The 12502-nt window shown below is 40.5% G+C and carries 10 protein-coding genes; 5 read left to right on the plus strand and 5 right to left on the minus strand.

What is annotated here, in order from left to right; genetic code table 11:
* Positions 1-7: 7 nt before the first annotated feature.
* Positions 8-1903, plus strand: a complete 1896-nt coding sequence (locus tag GM418_RS07480; protein WP_158864698.1) for a sulfatase-like hydrolase/transferase — start codon at positions 8-10, stop codon at positions 1901-1903.
* A 22-nt stretch (positions 1904-1925) separates the two neighbouring features.
* On the opposite strand, the gene GM418_RS07485 is transcribed toward GM418_RS07480, so the two are convergent.
* The 4 genes from GM418_RS07485 to GM418_RS07500 are packed head-to-tail and all read right to left on the minus strand — an operon-like array spanning position 1926 to position 6707.
* Complete coding sequence (locus GM418_RS07485; RefSeq protein WP_158864700.1) at positions 1926-3167, minus strand: NAD(P)/FAD-dependent oxidoreductase; 1242 nt, start codon at positions 3165-3167, stop codon at positions 1926-1928.
* Between the two features lie 18 nt (positions 3168-3185).
* Positions 3186-4190: a 4-hydroxyproline epimerase gene (locus GM418_RS07490; protein ID WP_158864702.1), complete on the minus strand. Its 1005-nt coding sequence runs from the start codon at positions 4188-4190 to the stop codon at positions 3186-3188.
* Positions 4191-4192: 2 nt separating this feature from the next.
* Complete coding sequence (locus GM418_RS07495; RefSeq protein ID WP_158864704.1) at positions 4193-5782, minus strand: aldehyde dehydrogenase (NADP(+)); 1590 nt, start codon at positions 5780-5782, stop codon at positions 4193-4195.
* Between the two features lie 10 nt (positions 5783-5792).
* Positions 5793-6707 (minus strand): dihydrodipicolinate synthase family protein, encoded by a 915-nt coding sequence (locus tag GM418_RS07500; RefSeq protein WP_158864706.1) that lies wholly within the window; start codon positions 6705-6707, stop codon positions 5793-5795.
* 182 nt (positions 6708-6889) lie between these two features.
* Here GM418_RS07500 and GM418_RS07505 point away from each other — a divergent pair, with 182 nt between their 5' ends.
* Both GM418_RS07505 and GM418_RS07510 read left to right on the plus strand, forming a co-directional pair.
* Positions 6890-7771, plus strand: coding sequence for an AraC family transcriptional regulator (locus GM418_RS07505; protein ID WP_158864708.1), 882 nt, complete (start codon positions 6890-6892; stop codon positions 7769-7771).
* Between the two features lie 64 nt (positions 7772-7835).
* Positions 7836-9380 (plus strand): beta-N-acetylhexosaminidase, encoded by a 1545-nt coding sequence (locus GM418_RS07510; RefSeq protein WP_158864710.1) that lies wholly within the window; start codon positions 7836-7838, stop codon positions 9378-9380.
* 63 nt (positions 9381-9443) lie between these two features.
* Here the strand turns inward: GM418_RS07510 and GM418_RS07515 are convergent, their stop codons facing one another.
* Entirely contained in the window at positions 9444-10505 is a 1062-nt protein-coding gene (locus GM418_RS07515; protein ID WP_158864712.1) for a WD40/YVTN/BNR-like repeat-containing protein, read from the minus strand.
* 123 nt (positions 10506-10628) lie between these two features.
* Here GM418_RS07515 and GM418_RS07520 point away from each other — a divergent pair, with 123 nt between their 5' ends.
* A complete protein-coding gene (locus GM418_RS07520) occupies positions 10629-11231 on the plus strand; it encodes an RNA polymerase sigma-70 factor (protein ID WP_158864714.1) in 603 nt (200 codons plus the stop codon).
* A 122-nt stretch (positions 11232-11353) separates the two neighbouring features.
* Entirely contained in the window at positions 11354-12331 is a 978-nt protein-coding gene (locus tag GM418_RS07525) for a FecR family protein (protein WP_158864716.1), read from the plus strand.
* Positions 12332-12502 lie beyond the last annotated feature (171 nt).

The raw sequence follows: 12502 nt of genomic DNA on the forward strand, positions 1-12502 counted from the left end.
TTAAGTTATGAAAAGGACCGGAACGCTTTTTTTTGTTTTTATCCTTATTGTTTTTTTCTCCTTTGGGCAGAAAAAACCCAATATTCTTTGGATAACCATCGAAGACTCATCTCCACAATTTTTTGGATGTTATGGAAATAAAGATGCAAGTACACCGGAGATCGACAAACTGGCAGAGGAAGGTATCCGCTTTACCAATGCTTTTTCAACCGGAACTGTTTGTTCTCCAAGCCGCTCAACAATTATAACCGGCGTTAGAACATTTAAAATGGGAACCGGAAACCACCGGAGCAATTATACCATTCCTGAATATATTCACGGATTTCCTTATTATCTTCAAAAGCAAGGCTATTACGTAACCAACAATGCCAAAACCGACTATAACGTGGGAAATGTTAAAGCGTTTACGGAAGAGGCTTGGAATGAAAGTTCGAATAGAGCCGGCTGGTGGGACAGAAAACCCGGGCAGCCGTTTTTTGCAGTTTTTAACTACAACGATTCACACCAATCCAGAACCATGACAAATACTTACCAATGGTACAGGGAGAATGTGTGGGAACAACTCCCTCCTGAAGACCGGATTGGTGACAACGAATTTGATATGCCCCCGTTTTACCTCGACAGTCCGGAAATGCGAAAACAATTTGCGCGTGTTTACAATTCGATAAAACTTACGGATAACAAGATTGGCGATTTGCTCGAACGACTTGAAAAAGACAATTTGCGCGACAGCACAATTATTTTCTTTTACGCCGACCATGGCGAAGGAATGCCTCGCGGAAAAACCAACGGAATCAATTATGGGTATCGTGTACCTTTTGTAATCTGGTTTCCCGAAATGTACAAAGAACTTTCTCCGTGGGGAACACAAGTTGTTTCTGACGAACTTATCGATTTCGAGGATTTGGCACCAACACTTATCAACCTTGCCGGCGGAGAAATACCTGATTATCTTGAAGGCCGGATTCTAATTGGTAAAAATCGGTCGAAACCTGTTGACCACCTTATTCTTTCTGCCGACCGTTCAGATAACGGAATTGATATGGTACGGAGTATTACTGATGGGAGGTTTGTGTATTCGCGCAACTATTTGCCTTTTATGCCGGAAGCACGTTACATCCGCTACATGGAAATAGGTGAGATAAAGCAGCAGATGCGCAACGACCTAAAAGCCGGCTTGTTAAACCCGCTACAGAAAAGTCTTTTTGAAGATCGTCCCGCTGAATTTTTATTTGATATAGAAAATGACATCTGGGAAACCAAAAATCTTGTAAATGACCCGAGATACACTAGTGTACTGGAAGAAATGCGCGAGTTGCTAGATGAGGAAGTGATTAAAGGACGCGATGTAATGTTTTTGCCCGAATATGAAATCGAAAAAATATCTGAAGAAAAAAATGCTTATGAATTCAGATTAAATGATGAAGGATATCCAATTAGCGAAATCTACAACGCAGCTTCGCTTTCGGGTAAAAGAGATCAAAAAACCGCAAAACAACAGGTTAAACTGTTAAACAGCTCCAATAAAATTGTACGTTATTGGGCCATAACCGGTCTTTGCTCACAAGATCCGGAGACACTTGAAAAATACAGGAATAAAATCATTAAAGCAATGGATGATACTTATCTTCCGGTAGCAATAAATGCTGCTGCAATTGCTTACAAAGAATTTGATTTAAAGGAAGCGGAGGAAAAGTTGAAAGATTTTTGCAAAAATGACAACATGAATCTTGCACTTTCTGCAATTAACCACCTGCTGTATGCCGACGATAAACACCCATTTGTAAGTACAATAAAACAAGTGCATGAAATGCCGGAGCGTAACTATAACGTAAAAGCTGCCTGTATGGATTTTCTGGGAAGTCTGGGACTGGTTCCCAATAATCCCGACTACAGGGAATAGAAAGCGAAAAACAGTTATAAAGTTATCGTCCGATTCTAAAAGCTTTAAGATCGAGGCTTGTTCTTTCACCGGAAATTAATTCGCTGAGGAGCAAGCCTGTTACGGGTCCCAAGGTTACCCCCATCATAGAGTGCCCTGTCCCAACATAAATATTTTGAAACTTTGGAACACGTCCAATATAAGGCAATCCATCAAAGGAACAGGGCCGGTGGCCTTGCCAGATTTGCTTTTCTTTTATTTCAATTTGTTTTTCAGAAGGATAAAATTCGCCCACTGATTTAATAATTTTTTCTACACGTCTTTTGTTTATCTTATAATCCTTGTGTCCCACTTCCATTCCTCCTCCAAACCGAACAGCCCCGTTTCCAAGCGGAGTAACTGCCAAATTCACATCGGAAAGTAACGCAGGATAATGAATGGGGGAAGATGGGTTCACTACGAAACTGTATCCTTTCCCGGGCTGAACATCAATTTTTGTGTGTAGCTGATTTAACAACTCCCTGCTCCACATCCCGGCTGCTATTACCAATTCATCAAAATCAAAATCTTCGTTTTCTGTTTCTATCCTAACCGCCTTGTTTGACTCGATTTGTATCTTCTTTACCTCACAATTTGGTTTGAAAACAATTCCTTTCTCCTGCAGTGTATGTTTTAATACATTCATTAAAACATTTGGATTTAGATGATTATCGGAATGATAAAGAAAGCCGCCGGCGACATTTGGTTTGGCATCAGGCTCTAGTTGGAGAATATCTGCCAACGACAACTCATCGACTTTTAAACCCGCATCTCGCGCGATTTTTGCTTCCTCCTGCAAATCTGCTCCGGTTCCCTCTGACTGGTACAACATTAGCAGACCGTTCTTCCAAAGCGGAAAATCCAATTCACCCGAAGTTTTAATTTCAGAAAATAAATCTTTACTGAACAAACTTAATTCCTTCAGAATATGGATTGAATTTCGAACATGCCGCTCATTGGCCACCGAAACAAATTTCAGATACCATCGGATTAAATCCTTTTCAGGCGCAAAACGAAATCCCACAGCAGAAGAGGAATTGAAAAGATTTTTGACGCCTTTTTTCAACATTCCCGGTGAAGCCAGCGGAACAACATGGCTTGGGACAATAAGTCCGGCATTTCCGTAAGAACATCCATCGGAAAAATCTCCTTTGTCGATTACTGTAACTTCCGCACCTTTTTTTGCAAGAAACCAGGCGGAAAACAAACCAATAACACCTCCGCCTACCACTACTACTTTACTCATTCTTTTAGAAAACAAAGATTACATGACCTGAAAACCGTGGGCATAGGGATCATCTTCATCGTCGATAAAGATATTGTTAAAGCCGGTAATTTTAGCCCACCCCTCAATGCTTGGAACGATTGCATCAAATTCGCCAACTTTTGTCCGGTTCTCCACTTTGCCTAAAAACTGGCTACCTATAATACTTTCATGAAGAAATTGATCTCCTTCTTTAAGTTTACCTCGCGCAAACAACTGGGCCATTCTTGCTGAAGTCCCCGTGCCACAAGGCGATCGATCGATAGCTTTGTCGCCATAGAAAACGGCATTCCGCCCGTCGGCATTTTCAGAAAGAGTAGCGCCTGTCCACTCAATATGGCTAATCCCGTGAATCTCCCGGTTTTCAGGATGCTCAAATGTGTATTTTTCATTTATCAGTTTTCGCAGCGGGCGGCTAAATGAAATCAGCTCATCGGCGGAATAATGTTCCAATCCTTTAAAATTTTTCTGCGGATCTATGATTGCATAAAAGTTTCCGCCATAAGCTACATCAAACTGCAACTTCCCAAGGTGTGGCGAATCTATTTCCAAATCTTTTCCCGCGATAAAGGATGGAACGTTTGTAAGTTTTACCGAACTCACCTTTTTACCGTTCATTTTGTACTCGACTTTTATTAAACCGGCCGGCACCTCCACCATCAGTTCGCCAGGATTTTTAGGAGTAACCAAGCCCTGTTCAATAGCAACAGTAACTGTGCCAATTGTTCCATGTCCGCACATCGGTAAACAACCACTGGTTTCAATAAACAGAATTCCCATATCGTTTTCCGGGTTCGACGGCGGAAAAATAATACTTCCCGACATCATATCATGGCCGCGTGGTTCAAACATCAATCCATGGCGAATCCAGTCAAACTCTTTCATAAAATGAAGACGCCTTTCAAACATATTTTCCCCTTTCAAAACCGGTCCTCCACCAGCTACCACCCGAACAGGATTTCCGCAGGTATGCGCATCGACACAAAAGAAAGTCTTGGCTGCCATTTTTATCTTTTTACCGGTTCTTTACTCAACTCTCCATCCACTCTTCGCCATATTCCCAGCGGATTTGTATCTTTTAGCTCATCGGGCAAATATTCGTCAGGAGCATCCTGAAATGAAACAGGACGAACAAAACGTTTGACAGCATCAACTCCTACTGAAGTAAAACGCCCGTCGGTTGAGGCTGGATACGGGCCTCCGTGTTGCATGGCATATCCCACCTCTACTCCGGTAGGAACTCCGTTAAATATCAACCTCCCAACTACTTCCTGAATGGTTGTAATAGAAGATTTATAATTCTGCACGTCTTCAGAAGTGCAAAAAACAGAAGCCGTTAACTGACCGGAAAATGAATCGACCACCTTTAACAGCTCATCTTCGCCATCGCATTCTATTAACAAAGAAAACGGGCCAAAAATTTCATCGGCCAATGCCGGGTTAGCAACAAAATCTCTTCCTTTCACTGTTGCCACAACCGGTTGTCCCTTCATTTCCGCCACTTCGCTCTCCGACTCAGCAAGTTTATCCACAACCCTGTTATCAAAAAACTCCTTTGTTTTCTGTTCAAAACTGGCACTTATATTTTTGTGCAACATCGTTTCCGGCAGCAACTTCTGAATGTTGACAACAAGTTCTCTTTTGAAGGACTCTGTTTCTGCGCCTTTTAATGCTATCAGCACACCGGGATTTGTACAAAACTGCCCTGCACCAAGATTTATGGATGATGCGATAGTTGCTGAAAGTTCTTTTACATTTTCCTCTATTTTTCCAGGTAGAAGTAAAACCGGGTTTACACTTCCCATTTCCGCAAAAACAGGAATGGGGTCTTCGCGTTTTTGTGCAAGGTTGTACAAGCTTTTTCCTCCTGTAAACGAACCTGTAAAAGCTACCGATTTTACTTTTGAATGTAAAATCAAACCCTGTCCTACAGAAAAATCAGATGCATTCAGTGAAGAAAAAACTCCGTCAGGCATATTGCTTTTGTGCGCAGCCCGAACAATTGCGCCCGCAACCATTTCGTTGGTTCCCGCATGATAAGGATGAGCCTTTACAATCACCGGATTTCCCGCTGCCAGAGCAGAAGCCGTGTCGCCACCAGCCGTAGAAAAAGCAAGAGGAAAATTACTGGCTGTAAAAACCACAACCGGGCCAACTGGTCGTAACATCTTCCGGATATCGGCACGTGGAAGCGGCTTTCTATCGGGTAGCGCAGGATCAATTGTTGCTTCCACCCAGTAACCGTCTTCCAAAACGTTGGCAAACATACGCAACTGGTTTACAGTACGACCACGTTCACCAGTGATTCTTCCTTCCGGCAAACCTGTTTCTGCGCAGGCACGCCGGATTAAGTTATCTCCCAGAAGTTCGATTTCTTCCGCTATCAAACGTAAAAAATCAGCACGCTCCTTTCCGCTTTTATTCTTGTACTCTGCATATGCCGATGCTGATTTATTCACCGCTTCTTCCAATTCCCCGGTTGTTGCCTGAACAAAAAGCTCGGGCATCTCTTCAAGCGTAAGCGGACTAAAGGTTTGAAATGTTGTTGAACCCTGCGACGATAAATTAAAACCTATTATATTTTTTCCGTGTATCATATGCGATATTTTAGAGGTTCAGGTAATCCGGTAATTCAGGACGAGTTTTCAAAGCTGCATTTAAAATTGACAAAACACGCTCACGCTCCTCTCCTTCCAATGGCAAACGTGGTGCACGGACATTTTCATTTCCCAATCCGGTAAGACGCTCCGCCAATTTGATATTTTGAACCAATTTTGTTGAAACATCGAGTTCCAAAACCGGCAAAAACCAGCTATAAATTTTGAGTGCTTCGTCAATTTTTCCTGCTTTGATTAGGCGGTAAATGGCCACAGTTTCTTTTGGAAAGGCACAAACCAAACCCGCAACCCAGCCATCGGCACCCATTAATAAACTTTCCATACCCAAAGTATCAACTCCGGTTAAAACCGCAAAACGATCGCCAAAAGCATTTTTCATACGCGTTACATTCGAAATATCGCGCGTTGACTCTTTTACTGCCTGAATGGTTGGCAAATCTTCCAACTGCCTGAAAATTTCAGGAGATAACCATATTTTATAATCTACCGGATTATTGTACAAAATAATGGGCAATTCAGTTGCTGTTGCCACTTCACGCAAAAAAGTTACTGTTTCCCGTTCATCGGAAGTGTAGCGCATTGGCGGAAGCAACATTAATCCATCTGCTCCAAAATCTCGTGCTTTTAACGCTGCATCAACAGCAAATTTTGTCGACTGTTCGGCGATATTCATCAATACCGAAATCCTGTTTTTTGATGCACTTTTCGTATGTTTTAACAAGGCATCTTTTTCCTCCTGCAATAAAGTGCTGGCTTCTCCCAGCGATCCCCCGAGGATAATGCCATCTACTCCGGCTTCAATTTGAGCTTCAAGATTTACATCAAATGCTTCAAAATCCAACTCATCAGCCGATGTAAACTTTGTTGTAATTGCGGGAAATATTCCCTTCCATTCAAAATTCATGTTGTCTTATTTTATCTATTAAATATTTAATCACCTTTTATTCTTCAAAAATAGTTTAAAGCTGTAACACGAACTGTTTTGATATTATCATGAACCAATACTATCTTATCTATGTTTTATCAAACAAACCATTATTAGGGAATATTATATATTATTTAAGATTACTTTTTTAAAAAACCGATATGAAAATTCTACCTTTCAAAATTGCGAAACCCATCGATCAATCCATTTGGATTCAAAATGACACGCTCCCCCACCTCTATGATATTTTACACCAGCACAACGAGTTCCAGATTACACTTATAAAAAAAAGTACCGGTAATGTGATTGCCGGCAACCAGTTTGTCGCATTTCAACCCGGTGATATTTTTGTTTTTGGTTCGGGCTTACCACATGCCCTTCGAAACGATCCGGAATATTACCACGAAGAAAACGGCCTAAAGGCACAGGCTTTATCCATATATTTTGAAAGTGAAGTTTTTGGCGAGGCATTCTGGAACCTCCCTGAAACTAAAATGATAAAAGAATACATGCAAAAAGCCAGGCGCGGACTTTTTTACCCCGGCGCTTTTCATCCAAAAGAAGCGGAAATTATTGAAAAGGTTTCAAAAGAAAACCAAATAAACAGGTTACTTCTCGCATTGCAACTGGTAACCCGTCTTTCCAAATCTAATCATGGGCAGATTCTTGCAACCGAAGGGATGTATAACAACCTGAATGAAACCGATGAAAAACGTCTTGATGCTGTTTTCCGGTTTACCTTAAATGAATTTTACAGGCCAATTAGCCTGGAGGAGGTTGCCGGAGTTTCAAATATGACAGTAAATTCGTTTTGCCGCTACTTCAAAACACGAACACGAAAAACTTACATCGATTTTTTAACAGAGTACCGAATCGGGCAGGCCTGTAAATTGCTGCAGCAGGAAGAATTTAATATTTCAGATATTTGCTACCGTGTCGGTTTTGGAAACCTGTCGAATTTTAACCGGAAGTTTAAAGAGATAAACGGATGCACACCAAAACAATTCAGAAAAAGACAAATGCTTCAAAACCTTACAAATTAATTGTGATTCTTAAAATCAAATCCATAATTTTATCGCTCAAACAAACATAAAACAATCGTCGTTTATGAAAAACAAATTTGGGTTTGCAGGAATTTTAGCACTCGTAATTTTTCAAATCGGATGTACACAACAACCTTCCACCGATCTTTCCGAAACCGCTTTTATTCCAAAACCGGTTAGTATTGATGTTACCGGAAATTCTTTTGAATTAAAAGAATCATCTGTTATTTATTATGAAGAAAGTGTAGAAGGACTTCAAACGGTAGCTGAATACCTTGCCCTGGAAATCAAACGGACTTCCGGCGTAAATTTAAAGGTGGAGTCGACAAATGCAACACCTAAAAAAGGAGTATATTTTACTGTTGTAAACGAAGATTCAAAATTAGATACCGAGGGCTACGAGCTAAATATTGGCAAAAAACTGATTGCAATAAAAGCCAAAACAGTTGCGGGATGTTTTTATGGTGTGCAGACCTTGTTACAAATTATTCCGGAGAAACTGCATGCTGAAGATCCGATAGAATTTGCAACGGGTATCATTCGCGATTTCCCTGAGTTCGGATACCGTGGAGCGATGCTGGATGTTTCACGTCATTTTTTTAATGTTGAAGAGGTTAAACAATTTATTGATTTTCTGGCCATGTATAAAATGAATATACTGCATTTGCATTTGTCAGACGACCAGGGATGGAGAATTGAAATAAAGTCGTGGCCAAAATTAACAGAAATAGGCGGAAGTACGGAAGTTGGTGGCGGAACCGGTGGCTTTTACACCCAGGAACAATATACGGAACTGGTAAAATATGCACAGGAGAGGCAAATTACAATCATCCCCGAAATTGACATGCCGGGGCACACCAATGCTGCACTGGCTTCTTATGCCGAATTAAATTGCGATGGAAAAGCCCGTGAATTATACACCGGAACAGAAGTTGGGTTCAGTACATTTTGTACTGACAAAGAAATAACCTACCAGTTTATTGATGATGTAATTCGGGAGTTGGCCGCTTTAACACCGGGACCGTACATTCATATTGGCGGCGATGAGTCGCATGTTACAGCCCACGATGATTATGTTTATTTTGTAAACCGGGTTCAGCCAATTGTATTAAAATACGGCAAAAAAGTAATTGGTTGGGACGAAATTGCCAATGCTGAACTGGTTGACGATGCCACGGTTCAGTTTTGGGCCGACGTGGAAAACACAACAACGGGAGTTGAAAAAGGTGCCAGGGTAATCATGTCGCCGGCAGCACGGGCCTACCTCGATATGCAGTACGATTCCACAACTCACCTCGGGTTACACTGGGCGGGTTATATTGAAGTTGATCATGGATATACATGGAACCCGGCAACACTGGTACCCGGAGTTACCAAAGAAAACATCATCGGAGTTGAAGCCCCTCTTTGGTCGGAAACAGTCACAAATATGGATGAAGTAGAATTTCTGGTTTTTCCGCGCTTACCCGGTTATGCGGAAATTGGCTGGACAGCTCCTGAAAAAAGAGACTGGAACGAATACAAAATGCGTCTGGCAAAACATGGAAAACGATTTGAAGACTTAGGAATCAATTTTTATAAGTCGAAGCGGGTTCCGTGGGAAGAATAAGAAATTTTTAGCAAACAGAATAAAATCAGCAAGGCGGGATGCAGAAAATGCATCCCGTTTTTTTTAGTTAAATTCAACACGGGCAATTCGTCCCTCTGCACCGGCAACAAAACCAGCTAATTTTCCCAGCACGGCACGAAATGTATAATAATTGGTTTCAACAAGAAAACTCCAGTTCTTTCCCCCGTCAGCTGAAAGATCACAGCCTGTTTTGCCAATAGCAAAGAAGAAACTTTCGTTTTCACCAGCAACAAACTGCGCGCAAGAGCGGTATTCATCAGGCATTTTTTTTGCGGAAATCCAGTTCTTTCCCCCGTCGGTTGTGTAAGCAGCAATCTGTTTATTTTGCTCAGGTTTGTCATATGTGCCGCCAATAACAACTCCTTCCCTCTCATTCTTAAAACTAATCGAAAAAATTCCGGACGACGGTTTTCCCTGAATCATTGGTGTTGTTACAAGTTCCCAGTTTTCACCAAAATCTTCCGAATAAAAAACGCGGGCTGCTGCTCCTCCCGTTGCAATCCATGCCTTCCCTGAGGATAAAAATTCAATACAGGTATTTGATGCGGCAAAATGAGCTTCTCCATCCACCACAGCCGGAAGGTTCTCTATCTTTCTCCAGTTTTTCCCTCCATCTGTCGTTTTTATCAGCAAAGGCTTTCCGTCAATCTGGTCGCTTACCGCCAGCCCTGTATCACTGTCGGAAAATTTCACGCTGTCGAAAAAAGCGCCATGCGCAGCATTTTTATACACCACCTTCCAGCTTTTTCCACCGTCTTCGGTTAAAAAACCAAAATCGGGTCCGGCAACTCCAAAAACCAGGGCCTTGTTTTTATCCCACGCATGAATACTTCTGAAGTCATTCGCTGTTTGCCCGGTAACCTTCACATCAATCCAATTCTTGCCTCCGTCAGTTGACCGCAAAACAGTTCCGCCAGAACCACTCGCCCAAATCACGTTTTCATCCACAACAAACAACCCCCGAATACTCGCATCGGAATTTGTCTGCAATTCCACAAATTCAAATTTGATATTTGTCAATGTTTCATCTTTTTTCTGCTCAACAGCAGATGTGAAAATATTTAGTGTCCAGACTAAAATAATTCCTGGAAGTAAATGATTCATATTTTTACTGTTTTATCAAGGGTACAAATCTAACTTTTATTCATGTTATTGTTGATCTATTAACTTTCTTCCCAAAAATTTGGGTTCTTTTTTTCTTACTTTTGTCTGCAACTACAACCAGCTATGCGTAAAGTAACGGAAATTAATAAAGTTATAAATGAACTTCGTAAAGGTAAAATTCCCGCCTACGAGAAATTATTTAAACTCTATTACCCCAGATTATTTAAATATGCGCATCATTTTCTGGAAGATTCTTTTGTTACAGAAGATCTCATTCAGGAAGTTTTTATTGAAGTATGGGACAAAAGAAAATTGTTTGTGAGCGAGAAGCAATTTACCTCCTATCTTTTCAAAATAGTCCGAAATAAATGTCTGAATATATTAAAACGAAAAGTAATAGAAGAAAAATACTTAAGCTATCAGGCTCAGTTAAAATCAGAGGAGTTATATCACATAAGTTTTCGCATTGAGGACGATTTTGATTCCATGGAGAAGAATCTGTCTCAAATTATTGAAGATGTTATCACTCAAATGCCTGACCGTTGCCGTGAAGCCTTTCGCTTAAAATGGATTGAGGGCAAAAAAATACGGGAGATTTCAAAAATCATGAATATTTCTACTACGATGGTCGACAAACATCTGGCCAAGGGGCTTGAAATTGCACGGGAAAAACTTATACCGCCGTTGTTGCTGTTATATATTTGCACAAAAGGTGAAAATACTTAAAGCGACAAAAGGTAAAAATGAAGTCTACACAGCACTCTGCTTTCCCTTCTCAAAAAATATAACTTTTCAGGTTGGTAAAATTAAAACTGGATTGTCTATTCTATACAACCACGCATAAAAGTATGAGTACAGAAGATATAAAAGAGTTAATTCAAAAATTTTTGGAGGGAAAACTTTCGGAAGAAAAAGAGGAATTCCTGCTTTCCTGGATAAAAAAGAGCGAAACAAACAAAAATCTTTTTCTTTCGGAGCAGGAGAATTTACAAAATAATTTACTCTCTTCAACTGATCGCCGACTGGAAATGAGATGGCGCTCGTTATTGAAAAAAACTCAAAATACAGAAAAACATCAAAAAGGAAAAATAAGATTACGAAGAACTGCTTCTGTAGCTGCAGCATTTATTTTGGGGGTTTTGTTCACTTTTTGGGCAAGTGAAACCCGGAACGTAACATCAGCATTGGTTACTCAAAACATCTCAACTCCCCTGGGAGCAAAGACAAATTTTGAATTACCCGATGGTTCTGTAGTTTGGCTCAACTCCGGTTCTAAGCTTTCCTACCCTTCAGAATTTGGAGATATTCGTTCAGTAAAACTCACAGGTGAAGCATTCTTTGATGTCAAAAAAGACAAAAAACATTTTGTCATTTCAACAGAATATGGCAACGTAGAAGTTCAGGGTACATCGTTTAATGTAAAAGCTTTCAAAAATGAAGTTTTTGAGACGACGCTTGTTTCGGGAATTGTAAGCATTACCGAAAAAAATACAAAAAAACGGGTTACTCTGCATCCCGGACAGCAAGCCGATATTTTGGAATCAAAAATTAGTGTAAAAAATGTCGATACTGAACTTTACACTTCGTGGAAAGAGGGAAAACTTATCTTCAGGGAAGAATATTTACCCTCGGCAGTTAAACGACTTGAAAGATGGTATAATGTTACGATTGAACTGGACGACGATCCGCGGTTATCAAAAATCTGGTATTCGGGAACACTTGAAATGGAGTCTTTCAGCGAAGTATTGGAATTACTAAAGGTTACGGCTCCGATATCGTATCATTACAATGAAAAAACCCGTACAATACGGATATTTTATGACTAGATAATTTTTCAACCTTAAACGAAATGCCTATGTAAAAACTCTTTAAACCTGAATCCTTATGATTTCAAGAGAATAAAATCATTTTTACTCTTAAAAATTGAAGATTCGCCTTTAACCTATTTATAAAAAAAGAGGCAAAACCACTGTCCGCCAAGTCATGTGATATTCACC

The organism is Maribellus comscasis, assembly GCF_009762775.1.
Classification (GTDB): domain Bacteria; phylum Bacteroidota; class Bacteroidia; order Bacteroidales; family Prolixibacteraceae; genus Draconibacterium; species Draconibacterium comscasis.